This window comes from Neoaquamicrobium microcysteis (genome assembly GCF_008180155.1).
Taxonomy (GTDB): domain Bacteria; phylum Pseudomonadota; class Alphaproteobacteria; order Rhizobiales; family Rhizobiaceae; genus Aerobium; species Aerobium microcysteis.
On sequence record NZ_VSZS01000068.1, the window covers coordinates 304106 to 319925 of the forward strand.

Consider the following 15820-nt stretch of genomic DNA (forward strand, 5'->3'; position numbering starts at 1 on the left):
GACAGCCTCCCCTAGACGTCCTGCGGCACCATTGCATGCACGAGGCGATACGGCTCGCCATGAACCGTTGCCGCCGCGCCGTACTCTTCAAGAACGCCCTGATCGAGCACCACAGAGCAAACCGTCCGCAGGGCTGCAAGGTTGTGGCCGTTGACGAGAATGATCCAGTCGGCCACCGCATCGCCGCCGCGTATCTGCTGCTCCGTCGTCAGCGCCGCCTGTGGCGTCTCGGTGCGAAGCAGGTGTGCGCCCGTCACGCCGAACCTTTCCGGAAGGCGTGAAAGAAGTGGCACAAGATGCCGCTCGAGCTTCTCGCGGGCTCCTTCCTGCGGCGAGAGGCGAACGGTGCTGACATAGGTCGCAACGCCCCGTCCTTCGCTCGCGACCACACGGCATTGGCTGCGGACCATGTCGCGATGCAACGGCATCATGGTTTTCGACCAGAGCGTGGGGTTATTCAGGCGCGTCAGATAGGCATCCGACGTCAGCGTCTCGTAGGCGGCGAGTTCGTAGAGAACGAAGAAATCGCCGCCTTCCTCCTGTTGCCATCGCGAGCCGCGATTAAAGCCGGGGATGCCGAGGCGCTCCGGGAGATGCTCTTTCGAATGCCATTCGTGGAACTCTGTCCGGTGTGTATCCGCCACATTCCACCACATGGCGACGGCTGCATTTCCCAGGAGCGTCATGATCGGTCGGCCGCCTAGCGCATTTCGGCGAGCTGTGCGTTCGCCTTTTCCATCACCGAGGCGCCGGCTTCCTCGGCGAACTTGTCGATGACGGGCTTTGCCGCCTCGCGCATCCGCGCCACCTCTTCCACGGCGAGTTCGTTGACTTCCATCTCCTGCCCGAGGCTCTCGATGGCAGCGACTTCCTGCTCCTGCACGAGATCGCGCCCTATCTGCTTGGCCTCGTCGGCAGCCTCGGCGATGATCTTCTGCTCGTCCGCCGACAGGGAGTCCCACGTCTTGCCGCTCATCAGGAAGGGCATGCCGGTATAGATGTGGCGCGTGATCGAGAGATAATCCTGCACCTCGGCGAACTTGGCCGACTGGATGACGGCAAGCGGATTGTCCTGACCGTCGATGGCGCCCGATTCGAGCGCGCCGTAGACCTCGCCGAACGTCATCGGCACCGGATTTGCGCCGAGCTGGGTGAACAGGTCGATATAGACCGGCGCGGCGATGACGCGCAGCTTGAGCCCCTGAATGTCTTCCAGCTTCGCGATCGGCCGGCGATTGTTGGTCATGTTGCGGAAGCCGAGGTCCCAGATGCCGAGGCCGTGGATGCCCTCGCTCGACAGCTTTTCCATCAGTTCCGTTCCGACCGGGCCGTCGCTCAGTGCGTATGCCTCTTGGGAATTGTTGCACATGAAGGGCAGGTCGAAGACCATGAACTCCTTGTTGATGCCCGCCAGCAGGCCCGTCGCCATGGTCGTAAAGTCGAGCGTGCCACCGCGCACCGCCGAGAGATTCTGCTGGTCGCTGCCGAGCACCGCACCGGCATAGAGCGAGACCTTGAGCTTGCCGTCGCTCTTTTCCGAAACGATGTCGGCGAAACGCTGACCCGCGACCCCGAGCGGATGATCGGCGGCAAGGCTCATCGCGAAGCGCAGCTCACGCTCCTGAATATCCTGGGAAAAGGCACCGGATGCCGAAAACGAGAGAACGGCGCCCAGCATAAGCCCGCACGCGCGGCGTGTGATCGTGTTCATTAAATTCCTCCCAAACGAGGCGGCAGGCCGCCCGCAAACCGTAACGGCACGACCATACGCAAAATCAGAACGGCGTCTACAATTTTTTTATGGCATTCATTTTTTGAATGATATACTATTTTTGTAAATGCTGGCTTGGCTTGATCGAGTCCTGTAGAGCCGAGGTAACAGGGAGGACCCGATGAGCGGCGCAATCGACAAGACACTGGGCATATTGGAGTTTCTCGCCGCCCGGCCGCAGGGGGCGGAACTCGTCGAGATCGCGACCGATTTGAACCAGTCGCGTAGCGGCTGCCATCGCACGCTTCTCGAACTCGTCGGCTACGGCTATGTGCGCCAGACCCAGCGCGGCGCATATAGGCTGACGACCAAGCTGCCGGCCATGGGGCTCAACTGGCTCAGCAAATCAGGACTTGTCGATATCGCCCAGCCCGCCCTGCGCCGCCTGGCAGAAAGCTCGCGCGAACTGGTGCGTCTTGGCATCGTCGATGGCGACCGCATGACGCTTGTCGCAAAGGCGCAGGGCGTCAATTCCGGCGTCCTCTACGATCCCGACATGGGCATCGACCTGAAGCTCTCATGCAGCGCAGCCGGTCATGCCCTGCTGATGACGCTTTCGGACGAGGAAGCCGCGCTGGCGGTCAGCAAACAGGGATTCGGAAATCCCAAGGATTTCGGGCCGAATGCCCCGACGACGCTCCCCGCACTTCTGGCCATGCTGCAGGAGCATCGCATGCGGGGGTTCAGCCTTATCCGCGACGTCTATGCGCCGGGAATGAGTTCGATGGCTGCACCCGTCCAACGGCGCGGCGAAGGCGTCACCGCCGCCGTTGTCATCGCCGGGCCTTCCATCCGCTTCACGGAGGAGCGCATGCTTGCATGCGGCTCCGACCTTCTGGCCACGGCCGGCGAACTGGCACTGCTGGGCAACGCGTCGCCGCTGCTGGAGTCTCGCGACGAAGGCACATGGGGGAACAGGGGCTAGGCCAAGCCCCAAAAGAAGAAGAGGCCGCCTCCCTATCGGGAGCGGCCTCTTGCACAGAAAGCGGACGACGGTCGTCAGACGTCCAGATTGGCCACCGACAGCGCGTTTTCCTGGATGAAGTCACGGCGTGGCTCGACCTCGTCGCCCATCAGGCGCGCGAAAAGCGAGTCGGCGTCGGTCGCGTCGTTTACCTTCACCTGCAGCAGGGAGCGCACGTTAGGGTCCAGCGTGGTTTCCCACAGTTGCTCGGCGTTCATCTCGCCCAGACCCTTGTAGCGCTGCATCGACAGGCCCTTGCGGCCGGTCGCGAATACGGCATCCAGTAGTGCCATCGGGCCGGAGATCGCCTCCGAAGTCTCGCGCCGGCGCAGCGTTGGCTGCTTGGTGTAGATTTCCTGAAGGCGTGCGGCGTAGCGGTCGAGTGCGCGCGCATCGGCCGAGCCGATCAGCGCCGCATCCAGCGTCACCGCTTCCTTCACGCCGCGCACGGTGCGCTCAAAGACGAGACCACCGGTTCCATCGTTGGAGGGGTTGACGCGCCCCTCCCAGCCACGCTCGGTCTCTTCCGAGATCATGTCCAGCCGTGTCGCGACATAGTGCGCCGCTTCCAGCGCCTGCGAGGGGTTGGCCAGGATCGCGGCGTTGAGCGCCCCGGCGATGGCCGCCTGCTCGACCACCGAGCGCGAATAGCGGGTGTGGAGGCCGTTCATCAGTGAGCGCACGGCAAGCGCATCCTCGATCACCGCACGCAGGTCCTGCGCCGTCCTCACCTCGCCGTCGCTCAACGTCAGCGACGCCTCGTCGAGCCCGGATTCGATCAGGAACTCCTCGAACGAACGCTCGTCCTTGATGTATTGCGAGGACTTGCCCCGGCTCACCTTGTAGAGCGGCGGCTGGGCGATATAGAGGTGGCCGCGCTCAATCAGTTCCGGCATCTGCCGGAAGAAGAAGGTAAGCAGCAACGTACGAATATGTGCGCCGTCCACGTCGGCGTCGGTCATGATGATTATCTTGTGGTAGCGCAGCTTGTCGGCGTTGAACTCGTCCTTGCCGATGCCCGTGCCGAGCGCCGTAATCAGCGTACCGATCATGTCTGACGACAGCATGCGGTCGAAGCGCGCACGCTCGACATTGAGGATTTTGCCGCGCAGCGGGAGGATCGCCTGGTTCTGCCGCGAGCGGCCGGACTTGGCCGAGCCGCCTGCCGAGTCACCCTCGACAATGAAGATTTCCGATTTGGCCGGGTCGCGCTCCTGGCAGTCTGCCAGCTTGCCGGGCAGCGAGGTGATGTCGAGAGCGCCCTTGCGCCTCGTCAGCTCGCGCGCCTTGCGCGCCGCCTCGCGGGCGGCGGCCGCTTCCACGACCTTGCCAACCAGCACCTTCGCCTCGGCCGGATGCTCTTCCAGCCACGTGTTCAGCGCCTCGTTGACGAGGCTTTCCACGACCGGACGCACCTCTGACGAGACCAGCTTGTCCTTGGTCTGAGAGGAAAATTTCGGGTCCGGAACCTTGACCGACAGGACGGCTGTGAGGCCTTCGCGACAATCGTCGCCCGTCAGCGACACCTTCTCCTTCTTGGAGATGCCGGATGTCTCGGCATAGCCGGTGACCTGCCGCGTGAGTGCGCCGCGGAAGCCCGCCAGATGCGTGCCGCCGTCGCGCTGCGGGATGTTGTTGGTGAAGGCCAGTACGTTCTCGTGGTAGGAATCGTTCCACCACATCGCCACTTCCACCGTGATGCCGTCACGCTCCGACTTGATCGCGATGGGCGAGGCGATGAGCGGCTTCTTGGCCCGGTCGAGATATTTGACGAACTCTTCCAGCCCGCCCTCGTAGAGCAGTTCCTGCTGCTTGATGTCGGCGTGGCGCGCATCGGTGAGGATGATGCGCACGCCCGAATTGAGGAACGCCAGTTCGCGCAGCCGGTGCTCCAGTGTCCCGTAGTCGAACTCGACCATTGTGAACGTCTCGGAGGACGGCAGGAAGGTCACTTCGGTTCCGGTCTCGTTGCCCGCATCGCCGGTCACGGCCAACGGCGCGTCGGCCACGCCGTGGGTGAAGCTCATCTCGTGAATCTTGCCGGCACGCCGGATTTTGAGCGCCAGATAGACGGAAAGCGCGTTGACCACCGATACGCCCACGCCGTGCAGGCCGCCCGAAACCTTGTAGGAATTCTGGTCGAACTTACCGCCGGCGTGAAGCTGGGTCATGATGACCTCGGCTGCCGAAACGCCCTCGCCGGAGTGAATGTCGGTCGGAATGCCGCGCCCGTTGTCGGTCACGGTGCACGAGCCGTCGGGATTGAGCGTCACGGTGACGCGGGTCGCATGGCCCGCCAGCGCCTCGTCGATGGCGTTGTCGACCACCTCGTAGACCATATGGTGCAGGCCCGAGCCGTCGTCGGTATCGCCGATATACATGCCGGGCCGCTTGCGAACCGCGTCCAACCCCTTCAAAACCTTGATGGAATCTGCGCCGTATTCGCTGCTGCCGCCGTTGCCGTTCTCGGTCTCGTCGCTCATGAATTTCCAATCTTGCCGTTCTGGAAGACGGCGGCTCGCTGAATGGCTCGAATCACCGCCCGAAGATGCCCAAGATATAGGCGTTCGAGGCCGGTTTTCCAAGGTTTGGGGCCGATTTGAATGGGGATTGCAGATGCCTCTGCCGGCCTTCGTGATTTGAACCGCGGCGGCATCGTCCCTAGATTGATCCAAGCCCCAACGGAGCCTCGCATGGACGCCAAACCGGCCCCCTTCATCCCGCCAGCGCCGCGGCCGCGCCAAAAGCCCCCCTCGACGCTGCAGATGATGCGGATCGTCTATCGCAACCCGCTCGAACTGTGGGGCGAACCGTCATACAACGAACCGTGGATTTCTATCTCCACCGGCATCGGCGGGCCACTGGTCATCGCCAACGACCCGGCCCTCATCCGTCACATCCTCGTCGACAACGCAAAGAACTACCGGATGGCGCGCGTGCGCCAGAAGATCCTGCGCCCGATCCTCAAGGACGGCCTGCTCACGGCCGAAGGGGACATCTGGAAGCGCTCCCGCAAGGCGATGGCACCGGTCTTCACGCCGCGCCACATCGCCGGCTTTGCCCAGCCGATGCTGCGCGTGTCGGAGGATTTCGCCGCGCGCTACGAGGATGGCGCCGTCGTGGACGTCGCGCGCGACATGACGATGCTGACCTACGAAATCCTGGCCGAGACGCTGTTCTCGGGCGAGATCGCGGGCGATCCGGATGATTTCGCCCATCAGGTGGATCATCTGTTCGAGACGATGGGCCGGGTTGATCCGCTGGACCTCATCGGCGCGCCCGACTGGCTGCCGCGCATCACGCGGCTGCGCGGGCGCAAGGCGCTGGCCTTCTTCCGCGGGCTGGTGGCCGAGACGATGCGCATGCGCAAGGAAAAGCTTTCCCACGACATCGAAGGCTCCCCCAACGATTTCCTCACCCTGCTGCTCAAGGCCGAAGGACCGGACGGGCTGACCGCGCAGGAGATCGAGGACAACATCATCACCTTCATCGGCGCAGGCCACGAGACGACGGCGCGTGCGCTCGGCTGGACCCTGTTCTGCTTGGCGGAGGCAACGTGGGAGCGCGATCGGGTCGAGGACGAGATCGACGAAGTCGTCGCCACCACGCCCGATCCCTACGAATGGCTCGGCAAGATGCCATACACGCGCGCCGCGTTCGAGGAGGCGATGCGGCTCTACCCGCCTGCAGCCTCGATCAGCCGGGAGGCGATCCAACCGGAACGCTGGCGCGATCTCGATATCGTCAAGGGCGCGCAAATCCAGATCATGCCGTGGACGATCCACCGCCATCGCAAGCTATGGGACAACCCGGAAGCCTTCATGCCCGAACGCTTCCACCCGGAAAACCGCGAGGCGATCGACCGCTTCCAGTATCTGCCCTTCGGTGCCGGCCCGCGCATCTGCATCGGCGCAGCCTTCGCCATGCAGGAAGCGGTCATCGCGCTGGGCGTCCTGATGTCACGCTACCGGTTCGATACGGTGCCGGAAACCAACCCCTGGCCGGTGCAGAAACTGACGACCCAGCCACAGGGCGGCCTGCCGATGCGCGTGACGAGGCGTCAGCGCCCCTGAAAGATGTTCTCGACATGCACCGGCCAGCGGCGGGGCAGTACGGCGACCATGTCGAAGCGGATGGACAGCCGTGCATGGTCGGGCTGGCGGGCGAGCCAAAGATCGGTGGCGGCCTCGATCCGCCTTTCCGACATGCGCGCTATGGCTTCCATCGCCTGCACCAGTGTCGGCCGCACCTTGACCTCGACGATCAGTACGAGATCGCCGCGCCGCGCGATGAGGTCGATCTCGCCCAGCCTGGTGCGATGGCGACGGGCAACGATACGATACCCCTTGAGCCTGAGCGCCAGCGCTGCCAGCCATTCGCCGCGGTGCCCGCGACGTTCATGAAGCTGTCGGCTGGCGCGGCCTCTATCCGGCATCGCCCTTCAATTCCATGAGCCGTCGGTAGAGATCTCCCTTGCGCGCGCCCGTCATCTTCGCCGCTTCGCCGGCCGCCCGGGACGCGCCCAGTTCGGACGACAGCGAAACCAGCAGCGCATCGATGTCCTGCGCATCGGGTTGGGCCGATGCCGCCGGTGGACCGATGCAGATGACGATCTCGCCGCGAGGCGTATCCTCCTCCGCATAGGCCCGCGCCAGTTCCTGCAAGGAAGCACGGCGCATTTCCTCGAACGTCTTGGTGAGCTCGCGGCCAACGGCGGCGTCCCGTTCGCCCAGCACCTCGGCCATGGCGCCAAGCGTGTCGGCAAGCCGGCGCGGCGATTCGTAGAACACAAGCGTCGCCGGCACGGCCCGCAGTTCCTCCAGCCTCGACCTACGCTGCCCAGCCTTGGACGGCAGGAAACCCGCGAAGAGGAACGCATCCGAAGGTAGGCCCGAGGCGGTCAGCGCCGCCAGCAGCGCCGAGGGGCCGGGAATAGGTACCACGCGCCCACCCGCCTGCGTCACCTCGCCCACCAGCCGGAATCCGGGGTCGGAAACGAGCGGCGTGCCTGCATCCGACACTAGCGCGACGCTTCGTCCGCCAAGCACCGCCTCAACCAACTTCGGCCCCGCTTCGGCTGCGTTGTGTTCGTGATAGGCAGTGGTTCGCCGCCTTATGCCGTAGCGGTCGAGCAACACGCGGGTGACACGGGTATCCTCGCAGGCAACGATGTCGGCGGCCGCCAGCGTCTCCAGCGCGCGTATCGTGATGTCGGAGAGGTTGCCGATGGGCGTTGCCACCAGATAGAGCGCGGGCTCCAGCGGGCGGGCAGCAAACGCCGCCTGTCCGATCATGTAGCCGCGTTGCCGTTCGCCCTGTTCCAGCGCCATCGCGCTATCGTGCCAGATCGGCGACCACCGCGTCGAGCACGATCATGCCGGTGGACGTGGCACGCAGGCGCGAATTACCCACGGGCGCGACGAGGTTTTCTTCCTGAAGGGTCTGGATACGGCGAGACGACAGCGGCCTGCCGGACAGCTGCTCGTAGCGAGCGAGGTCGATGCCCTCCGTCAGCCGCAGTCCCATCAGCAGAAACTCGTCGGCCTCTTCCGAGCGCGTCAGCGTCTCGCCCCCGATCACGCCGTGCCCTCTGGCCTCGACCAGATTGGCCCACGTCTCAGGCATCTTCTCGGTGAAGGTGACGATGCGCTTGCCGTCCTCGATGAAGCGGCCATGTGCGCCGGGGCCGACGCCGACATATTCACCGTAGCGCCAGTAGACGAGGTTGTGCCGGCTTTCCGCCCCCGGCCTTGCGTGGTTTGAAATCTCGTAGGCGGGCAGGCCGCGTGCGGCGGTCACTTCCTGCGTCAGCCGGTAGAGGTCGGCGGCGTGGTCGGGGTCCGGCACGGAGAACTTTCCTGCCGCATGCAGCGCATGAAAGCGCGTCCCTTCCTCGATGGTGAGCTGGTAAAGCGATAGATGATCGGCGGCATGTCCGATGGCCGCGTCGAGTTCCTTCTCCCAAGCGTCCAGCGTCTGGTTCGGCCGGGCGTAGATCAGGTCGAAGGAAAGTCGCGGGAATGTTTCGCGGGCAAGCCGGATCGCGCCGAGCGCCTGGTCGACATCGTGCAGGCGGCCCAGAAAGCGCAGGTCTGCGTTGTTGAGCGCCTGTACGCCAAGGGAGACCCGGTTGATGCCTGCGGCGCGATATCCTCTGAACCGGGATGCTTCTACCGAACTCGGGTTCGCCTCAAGCGTCACCTCTATCCCGTCAGGCACCGTCCAGTTGGCCGCGATCGTTTCCAGCACCGCGCCGACCGTGTCCGGTTTCATCAGCGAGGGCGTGCCGCCGCCCAGGAAGATCGAGGTGACTTCACGCGGACCGGTGCGCGCTCGCATTGTCGCCAGTTCGCGCGCGAACGCGGCGGCAAAGCGCTCCTCGTCGATCTTCTGGTGCCGGACATGGCTGTTGAAGTCGCAATACGGGCATTTGGCCGCGCAGAAAGGCCAATGCACATAGACGCCGAACCCCGGCTGGCGGTCGTCGGGCATCATGCCTCGACCAGCATTGCATTGGCGAATTTGGCGAAGGCGCGGGCACGATGTGAAAGTCCAAGGTCGCCTCGTCCGGCTTCCCATGAATGCTTCTGCGACGCGGGCATCTCGCCAAACGTTTCTTCGTAGCCGTCCGGCTTGAACACGGGGTCGTATCCGAAGCCGCGCTCGCCGCGCGGCGGCCATACCAGCGTGCCCTCCACCTCGCCGCGGAAATACTCGGCATGACCGTCGGGCCAGCACAGGCACAATACGGCAACGAACCGGCCCGTGCGGGCGTCCGGCGTCACCGCGCCCTTCTCCTGCAGAAGATCCTCGACCCTGCGCATGGCCATGGCGAAGTCGCGGGTGCCGCTCTGTGTTTCGGCCCAATCGGCGGTGTAGACGCCCGGCGCGCCATCCAGCGCGTCGACCACCAGCCCGCTGTCGTCGGACAAGGCGGGCAGACCGGTCGCCGAAGCGGCGGCATGGGCTTTGGTGTAGGCGTTCTGCTCGAAGGTCGTGCCCGTCTCGGCAGGTTCCGCCAAACCGTATTCGGCCGCCGATTTCGCCTCCAGACCGAACGGTGCGATCAGGTCGGCGATCTCGGCCAGCTTGCCCTTGTTGTGGCTGGCGACCACGATCTTCTTTCCGTCCAGCTTGCGCATCTACAGTCCCCAGATCCTCGGGTTGGCGATCTCCAGCGAGTTGCCCGCCGGATCGCGAAAATAGATCGAGCGCCCGCCCTGGGGCCATTCGAAATCGGCCTCGATCGTAACGCCGTTCGCTTCAAGATGCGCCTTCCAGCGCTCGATCTCGTCTTCAGTGCCACGAAAGCAGAGATGACCGTCGCCCTTGGTGCCGTGCGGCGGAACCGGCAGCCTGGCATCTGCGGCCGGCGGCTTCACTGTCTTGTCAGCGTCGAAGAGCAGCAACACGCCCTCCCCGCAGCGGAAGAAGACGTGCCGACCCTCGACTTTTGCAATGCGCTCCAGCCCCATCACCTCGCCGTAGAACCGCTCGGCCTTGTCGAGGTCGTCCACGTAAAGCGCAGATTCTAGGATGCCGGAGGGCGTCATCTCGATCGTCTCAGGCGATCGCCATTTTCTGCAGGTTCACCAGCCTCGCGATACCCGCTTTGGCCAATCCCATCAGGGCGGCGAACTCTTCCTCGGAGAAAGGTTCGCCCTCGGCCGTGCCCTGCACCTCAACGATACCGCCCTTGCCGGTCATGACGAAATTGGCATCGGTGCCGGCGGACGAGTCCTCGTCATAGTCGAGATCGATCACCGGCACGCCGTCATGGATGCCGCAGGAAATCGCCGCGACGTGGTCTTTCAGGACCTTGGACACGCTGATCATCTGGCGCGCTTCCATCCACTTCAGGCAGTCATGCAGCGCCACGAACCCCCCGGTAATGGCCGCAGTGCGCGTACCGCCATCGGCCTGGATCACGTCGCAGTCGACTGTGATCTGCATCTCGCCAAGCGCCTGAAGATCAACGACGGCACGCAGGCTGCGGCCGATGAGACGCTGGATTTCGAGCGTGCGGCCGCCCTGCTTGCCCGACGATGCCTCGCGGCGCATGCGATCGCCCGTGGAGCGGGGAAGCATACCGTATTCAGCGGTGACCCAGCCCTTGCCCGAATTGCGCATCCAGCCCGGCACCCGCTCCTCGAGGCTGGCGGTGCACAGCACGTGCGTGTCGCCGAACTTGACGAGGCACGAGCCTTCCGCGTGCTTGGATATGCCGCGTTCGAAGGAGATAGCCCGCATCTCGTCGGGCTGGCGCTTGGATGGCCGCATGTTTTTCTTCCGGTCCTGTTCGATTGTCGCGGGCTTTTAGCCCCGGCAGACCCAAGACGCAAAGGAAAAGGCACCCCTGGCAGCCTTTCCCACCGTTGCTTCGGCATGCCAGCCGACTATATTTCTGCAATGAAAGAGGCAAGATCGACGATGACCAAGCCATTGGCCGACCCGCAACTGCAGTCGCTGGATGCGCGCTCACGCGACATCTTCCGCACCATCGTCGACACCTATCTGCGCGACGGTGAGCCGGTCGGCTCACGTAACCTCTCTAGGTTGCTGCCGCAGTCGCTTTCGCCTGCCACCATCCGCAACGTTATGAGCGACCTCGAGCAGTTGGGCCTGATCTACGCGCCGCACATCTCGGCCGGGCGGCTCCCGACCCAGCAAGGCCTGCGATTCTTCGTCGATGCGTTCATGGAGCTGGGCGACCTCTCCGATGACGAGCGCCGGGTAATCGAGGCGCAGGTCAAGGCATCCGGCAGCGGCGCGACGCTGGAGCACATGCTGACGGATGCCAGCCAGATGCTTTCGGGCATGTCGCGCGGTGCGGGCCTCGTGCTGGCCACCAAGAACGAGGTGCCGCTCAAGCATATCGAGTTCATCCAGCTGGAGCCCACCAAGGCACTGACCGTGATGGTCTCGCAGAACGGCGACGTGGAAAACCGCGTCGTCGACCTGCCTGTCGGCGTCACCGCGTCGCAATTGCACGAGGCGTCCAACTTCCTCAACGCGCATATTCGTGGCCGCACGCTGGCGGAAGCGAAATCGGAGATCGCGAAGCTGAAGGAGGAAACCAAGGCTGCGCTCGATACGCTCTCCCAGGATCTTGTCGAACGCGGGCTTGCCGTCTGGGCAGGCGCCGAAAGCGGCCTTCCCGCGCGCCTGATCGTGCGCGGCCGGGCAAACCTGCTCGAAAACGTCACCGCACAGGCAGACATCGATCTGCTGCGCCATCTCTTCGACGACCTAGAAACCAAGGAAGGGTTGATCCAGCTGCTCGACCTTGCCGAGGAGGGCTCGGGCGTGCGCATCTTCATCGGCTCGGAGAACAAGCTGTTCTCGCTGTCCGGCTCGTCACTGGTGGTGGCGCCGTATCGCGACAAGGATGCCCGCGTGATCGGTGCTCTGGGCGTGATTGGCCCGACACGGCTCAACTATGCCCGCATCGTACCGATGGTGGACTATACGGCGCAGATGATAAGCCGGATGATCCGGTAGTCCCGTCACGACGGGGAACATAGGAACGGATTCCCCTTTCGCCTCTTGATTTTCAACGCCCGAACCTCGATATCGGGCGCAAATCCAGAAACGTTCCAGGACGGGATCAGGCGATGAGCGAACAGCCCAAAGACGAACGCGCGCCCGAGCAAACCGCGGCGAAGTCCGAATACGCCGAAACCGCGGCGACCGGTGAGGCCTTCCAGGCGGAGAATGCCGGCCAGGATGCGGACTACGAGGCGGTCGTGCGACTGGTGAAGGAGAACGAGGAGCTCAAGGATCGCGCGCTGCGCTTTGCAGCCGAGATGGAGAATCTGCGCCGACGCACCGCGCGCGACGTGCAGGACGCCAAGGCGTACGCGATTGCCAACTTCGCACGTGACATGCTGCAGGTTTCCGACAATCTGCGCCGCGCCCTCGACGCGATCCCGGCAGAGGCGAAGGCATCCGGCGATGCCGGTTTCACCGCGCTGATCGAAGGCGTGGACATGACGGAACGCGCGATGCTGTCAGCGCTGGAACGCCATGGCGTCAAGAAGCTCGACCCGCACGGCGAGAGGTTCGACCCGCACTTCCATCAGGCGATGTTCGAGGTTCCGAACCCTGACGTGCCCGCCAACACGGTGGTCCAGGTCGTCCAGACCGGGTACGTCATCGGCGAGCGGGTGCTGCGTCCCGCGATGGTCGGCGTCGCCAAGGGCGGGCCGAAACAGGCTGCCGAACAGGCCAACGCCGCCGAGCCCGGCCCGCCGGATCCGCGCGCCGAAAAGGACGCCTGATCTTTCGTCATCCCCCGCCTTCCGCTAGAAATTCCGGCGGGAGGCCGCGATGAACCAGATTATCTTTCTCGACTATGCCGGCGTCGCGGTGTTCGCGGCGACGGGTGCGCTGGCCGCGTCCCGCAAGCAGCTCGACATCATCGGCTTCCTGTTCTTTGCCGGGCTGACCGGCATCGGCGGCGGCACCGTGCGCGATCTCATTCTCGGCGCACCTGTCTTCTGGGTGCAGAACCACGACTACCTGGTCGTCTGCGCCGCCATGGCCATCGCCGTCTACTTCTCGGCGCACCTGATCGAATCCCGCTACAAGCTGCTCTTGTGGCTCGACGCCATCGGCCTCGCCGCATACTGCGTATTCGGAGCGTGGAAGGGATTGGTGATGACCGGTTCTGCCTTGGTCGCGGTCGTCATGGGCATGCTCACGGCGACGTTCGGCGGCATATTGCGCGACCAGATCGCCGGGGAACCGTCGGTGCTGATGCGGCCCGAAATCTACGTCACGGCGGCGATGGCCGGCGCGGTCACCTTCACGGTACTGGACATAGCCGGCCTTCCGCTTCTGCTTTCCGCAGCGCCCGCCTTTGCCGTCGCGTTCATCATTCGCGGCGGCGCGATATGGTTCGGCTGGTCGTTTCCGCCCTACAAGAGCCGGCCGGGAAGACGCCCCGAAGATATTCCGTAGGTCACGCCAGTCCGCGTTGCTCGGCTTCCTGCCTGAGGTTCTGCCGTGGGCGCGGGCCCACTTGCTGGATCACCAGCCCAGCCGCGAGCGATCCAAGAGCGCCGCACTCGGCGAGGCTGCGCCCGGTCGTGTAGCCATGCAGGAAGCCGGCCGCGTAGAGATCGCCAGCACCGGTGGTATCCACCAGTTCCGCGATCTCGATGGCGTCGATCTGGACCGTCTCGTCGCCGCGGATCGCGACCGAGCCATGCTCGGAGCGCGTGACTGCCGCCAGCTTGCAGTCCTTTCGGATCGCCTCCAGCCCCGCCTCGAAGGACGAGGTCTGGTAGAGCGACTTCAGCTCGCTCTCGTTGGCGAACACGATATCGACCATGCCCGATCGCATCAGATCGAGAAACTCGTCGCGGTAGCGATCGACGCAGAAGGGGTCCGACAGCGTCATCGACACTTCCCGGCCTGCGGCATGAGCGTGCGCGGCAGTGAGGCGTATCGCTTCCTTGGCGCGCGGCGGGTCCCAGAGGTAGCCCTCGAAGTAGGTGACCTTCGCTCCCTTGGCCTTTTCTTCTTCCACGTCCTCCGGGCCAAGCTCGACGCACGCACCCAGATAGGTGTTCATCGAGCGCTCGCCATCGGCGGTCACGAAGATCATCGAGCGGGCCGTGGGCGGTTCGCCCGCAAGCGGGCTTGTGTCGAAGGCGACACCCTGCGCCCGGATATCATGCGTGTAGATGCCGCCGAGATGGTCGTTGCTGACCTTGCCGAAATAGGCAGCGCGTCCGCCGAAACTGGCAATGCCCGCAGCCGTGTTTCCGGCGCTACCGCCCGACGCCTCGATGGCCGGGCCCATGCGGCTGTAGAGCAATTCCGCCCGCTCGGCGTCGATCAGGTTCATCGCCCCCTTGATGATGCCGTTATCGGTGAGGAAGGCTTCGTCGCAGCGAGCGATGATGTCCACGATGGCGTTGCCGATGCAAAGCACGTCGTACTGGTTCATGAAAATCTCCGGAGAGCCGGCAAGGACCTTGCCAGCCGACATTGTACATGCGTCGGGTTTAGCCGGTGGAGACGAAAAGGCAAGTCCGCCACCGGGACTAGCAATGCACTACAATCTACAGTATATGCCCGCATCATTTTTCTACCGCGGTATCCTCATGGCTGAGAGCTGGTCATTTCAATTCGATGGCGATCAACCCGAACGCCTCTATCGCGACGGCTGCACGCAATTCGACGACGGTCCGTTTCGCGGCTGGATGGAAGGCGTGGAGATGCGCCGCGGCTTCCATCTCTATCGCATTACCGGGCGCTCCAGCCACCGCTACAGTCTCATCCCCAAGGGCGTGATGGAGCGTGGCTCCATCGTGCTGGGGACGATGCTGGGCGGCGCCGGCCGCGTCACGACCGAAGGTGCGCAAGAACAGAGCTGGCGCGACGAGCGCCGCTTCTTCGCCGTGACGCCTGAAGCGCAGATCGGCTACCATATCGAACCGGGTCGCAAGTGGAGCGTGGCGGGCCTCGTGCTTACCCCCGAAGCTCTTGCGGAACTGGCCGGCGACGACGAGTTGCCCGCGCTGGCTCGCGAGACGCTGGACGGTAAGCTGGGACCGTATTCGCTGATGCGGCCGCTTGCCGATGCAACGATGGCGCGTCTGGCCAGAGACCTTTTCGACCTCTCCTACACCGGCTCCATGGCCTCGCTCCATCGGCAGGCCTGCTGCCTGCATTTTCTCGCCGGCCTCCTCGAGAGGCTGGGGGCCGAGGATAATTCGAGCGAAATTTCCGCGCGCGACAAGGTGCGCGTGCGCGAGGCCCGCGAAAGGCTGGTTTCCGATCTGCGCGATCCGCCGGACCTCCACGAGCTGGCGCACTCAGTCGGGCTCAGCGCCCGGCGTCTGAACGAGGGCTTTCGCGCAGTCTTCGGCACGACCGTCTTCGAGCATCTGCGCGACGCCCGGCTGGATGCGGCACGCATCATGCTGCATGAGGAAACGCAGGTTCCGCTCAAGCAGATCGCATGGCGGGTCGGCTACGCCCATTCGACCAACTTCATCAGCGCCTATCGCCGGCGCTTCGGCACATCGCCCGCGAGGCATCGGCGCGGCTGAAGCCGATATAGCAAGCGCAAA

At 64.3% G+C, this 15820-nt stretch carries 16 protein-coding genes; 6 read left to right on the top strand and 10 right to left on the bottom strand.

Annotation, left to right across the window (positions count from 1 at the left end; genetic code table 11):
• Window positions 1-11: 11 nt before the first annotated feature.
• A complete protein-coding gene (locus tag FY036_RS22370; RefSeq protein WP_148916908.1) occupies window positions 12-686 on the bottom strand; it encodes a hypothetical protein in 675 nt (224 codons plus the stop codon).
• Between the two features lie 14 nt (window positions 687-700).
• Window positions 701-1711 (bottom strand): TRAP transporter substrate-binding protein, encoded by a 1011-nt coding sequence (locus tag FY036_RS22375; RefSeq protein ID WP_148916909.1) that lies wholly within the window; start codon window positions 1709-1711, stop codon window positions 701-703.
• A gap of 181 nt (window positions 1712-1892) precedes the next feature.
• Between FY036_RS22375 and FY036_RS22380 the strand changes: the two genes are divergently transcribed.
• Window positions 1893-2696: an IclR family transcriptional regulator gene (locus FY036_RS22380; RefSeq protein WP_148916910.1), complete on the top strand. Its 804-nt coding sequence runs from the start codon at window positions 1893-1895 to the stop codon at window positions 2694-2696.
• Between the two features lie 74 nt (window positions 2697-2770).
• Here the strand turns inward: FY036_RS22380 and gyrB are convergent, their stop codons facing one another.
• A complete protein-coding gene (gyrB, locus tag FY036_RS22385) occupies window positions 2771-5218 on the bottom strand; it encodes a DNA topoisomerase (ATP-hydrolyzing) subunit B (protein ID WP_148916911.1) in 2448 nt (815 codons plus the stop codon).
• A 210-nt stretch (window positions 5219-5428) separates the two neighbouring features.
• Between gyrB and FY036_RS22390 the strand changes: the two genes are divergently transcribed.
• Window positions 5429-6808: a cytochrome P450 gene (locus FY036_RS22390; RefSeq protein ID WP_148916912.1), complete on the top strand. Its 1380-nt coding sequence runs from the start codon at window positions 5429-5431 to the stop codon at window positions 6806-6808.
• Here FY036_RS22390 and FY036_RS22395 read toward each other — a convergent pair.
• The 6 genes from FY036_RS22395 to rph are packed head-to-tail and all read right to left on the bottom strand — an operon-like array spanning window position 6796 to window position 11015.
• Complete coding sequence (locus tag FY036_RS22395; protein ID WP_148916913.1) at window positions 6796-7170, bottom strand: YraN family protein; 375 nt, start codon at window positions 7168-7170, stop codon at window positions 6796-6798. The genes FY036_RS22390 and FY036_RS22395 overlap by 13 nt on opposite strands.
• Window positions 7160-8065: a 16S rRNA (cytidine(1402)-2'-O)-methyltransferase gene (gene rsmI, locus FY036_RS22400; protein WP_235897766.1), complete on the bottom strand. Its 906-nt coding sequence runs from the start codon at window positions 8063-8065 to the stop codon at window positions 7160-7162. The genes FY036_RS22395 and rsmI overlap by 11 nt, the downstream gene beginning before the upstream one ends.
• Window positions 8066-8069: 4 nt before the next feature.
• Window positions 8070-9227, bottom strand: a complete 1158-nt coding sequence (hemW, locus tag FY036_RS22405; protein ID WP_148917156.1) for a radical SAM family heme chaperone HemW — start codon at window positions 9225-9227, stop codon at window positions 8070-8072.
• Entirely contained in the window at window positions 9227-9877 is a 651-nt protein-coding gene (locus FY036_RS22410; RefSeq protein ID WP_148916914.1) for a non-canonical purine NTP pyrophosphatase, read from the bottom strand. The genes hemW and FY036_RS22410 overlap by 1 nt, the downstream gene beginning before the upstream one ends.
• Window positions 9878-10288, bottom strand: a complete 411-nt coding sequence (locus tag FY036_RS22415) for a VOC family protein (RefSeq protein WP_148916915.1) — start codon at window positions 10286-10288, stop codon at window positions 9878-9880.
• Window positions 10289-10298: 10 nt separating this feature from the next.
• Window positions 10299-11015, bottom strand: coding sequence for a ribonuclease PH (gene rph / locus FY036_RS22420; protein WP_148916916.1), 717 nt, complete (start codon window positions 11013-11015; stop codon window positions 10299-10301).
• 105 nt (window positions 11016-11120) lie between these two features.
• Here rph and hrcA point away from each other — a divergent pair, with 105 nt between their 5' ends.
• The 3 genes from hrcA (at window position 11121) to FY036_RS22435 (ending at window position 13697) form a co-directional block, all read left to right on the top strand.
• Complete coding sequence (hrcA, locus tag FY036_RS22425) at window positions 11121-12236, top strand: heat-inducible transcriptional repressor HrcA (RefSeq protein ID WP_407941200.1); 1116 nt, start codon at window positions 11121-11123, stop codon at window positions 12234-12236.
• Window positions 12237-12349: 113 nt separating this feature from the next.
• Window positions 12350-13015, top strand: coding sequence for a nucleotide exchange factor GrpE (grpE, locus tag FY036_RS22430; RefSeq protein WP_148916918.1), 666 nt, complete (start codon window positions 12350-12352; stop codon window positions 13013-13015).
• Window positions 13016-13064: 49 nt separating this feature from the next.
• A complete protein-coding gene (locus FY036_RS22435; protein WP_148916919.1) occupies window positions 13065-13697 on the top strand; it encodes a trimeric intracellular cation channel family protein in 633 nt (210 codons plus the stop codon).
• 1 nt (window position 13698) lies between these two features.
• On the opposite strand, the gene FY036_RS22440 is transcribed toward FY036_RS22435, so the two are convergent.
• Window positions 13699-14691: an adenosine kinase gene (locus FY036_RS22440; RefSeq protein WP_148916920.1), complete on the bottom strand. Its 993-nt coding sequence runs from the start codon at window positions 14689-14691 to the stop codon at window positions 13699-13701.
• A gap of 157 nt (window positions 14692-14848) precedes the next feature.
• Between FY036_RS22440 and FY036_RS22445 the strand changes: the two genes are divergently transcribed.
• Window positions 14849-15799, top strand: coding sequence for an AraC family transcriptional regulator (locus tag FY036_RS22445; RefSeq protein ID WP_161601185.1), 951 nt, complete (start codon window positions 14849-14851; stop codon window positions 15797-15799).
• Window positions 15800-15820 lie beyond the last annotated feature (21 nt).

Coding starts and splice junctions, on each gene's coding strand:
- FY036_RS22370 (WP_148916908.1), bottom strand. CDS start 686: ATGACGCTCCTGGGAAATGCAGCCGTCGCCATGTGGTGGAATGTGGCG.
- FY036_RS22375 (WP_148916909.1), bottom strand. CDS start 1,711: ATGAACACGATCACACGCCGCGCGTGCGGGCTTATGCTGGGCGCCGTT.
- FY036_RS22380 (WP_148916910.1), top strand. CDS start 1,893: ATGAGCGGCGCAATCGACAAGACACTGGGCATATTGGAGTTTCTCGCC.
- gyrB (WP_148916911.1), bottom strand. CDS start 5,218: ATGAGCGACGAGACCGAGAACGGCAACGGCGGCAGCAGCGAATACGGC.
- FY036_RS22390 (WP_148916912.1), top strand. CDS start 5,429: ATGGACGCCAAACCGGCCCCCTTCATCCCGCCAGCGCCGCGGCCGCGC.
- FY036_RS22395 (WP_148916913.1), bottom strand. CDS start 7,170: ATGCCGGATAGAGGCCGCGCCAGCCGACAGCTTCATGAACGTCGCGGG.
- rsmI (WP_235897766.1), bottom strand. CDS start 8,065: ATGGCGCTGGAACAGGGCGAACGGCAACGCGGCTACATGATCGGACAG.
- hemW (WP_148917156.1), bottom strand. CDS start 9,227: ATGCCCGACGACCGCCAGCCGGGGTTCGGCGTCTATGTGCATTGGCCT.
- FY036_RS22410 (WP_148916914.1), bottom strand. CDS start 9,877: ATGCGCAAGCTGGACGGAAAGAAGATCGTGGTCGCCAGCCACAACAAG.
- FY036_RS22415 (WP_148916915.1), bottom strand. CDS start 10,288: ATGACGCCCTCCGGCATCCTAGAATCTGCGCTTTACGTGGACGACCTC.
- rph (WP_148916916.1), bottom strand. CDS start 11,015: ATGCGGCCATCCAAGCGCCAGCCCGACGAGATGCGGGCTATCTCCTTC.
- hrcA (WP_407941200.1), top strand. CDS start 11,121: ATGCCAGCCGACTATATTTCTGCAATGAAAGAGGCAAGATCGACGATG.
- grpE (WP_148916918.1), top strand. CDS start 12,350: ATGAGCGAACAGCCCAAAGACGAACGCGCGCCCGAGCAAACCGCGGCG.
- FY036_RS22435 (WP_148916919.1), top strand. CDS start 13,065: ATGAACCAGATTATCTTTCTCGACTATGCCGGCGTCGCGGTGTTCGCG.
- FY036_RS22440 (WP_148916920.1), bottom strand. CDS start 14,691: ATGAACCAGTACGACGTGCTTTGCATCGGCAACGCCATCGTGGACATC.
- FY036_RS22445 (WP_161601185.1), top strand. CDS start 14,849: ATGGCTGAGAGCTGGTCATTTCAATTCGATGGCGATCAACCCGAACGC.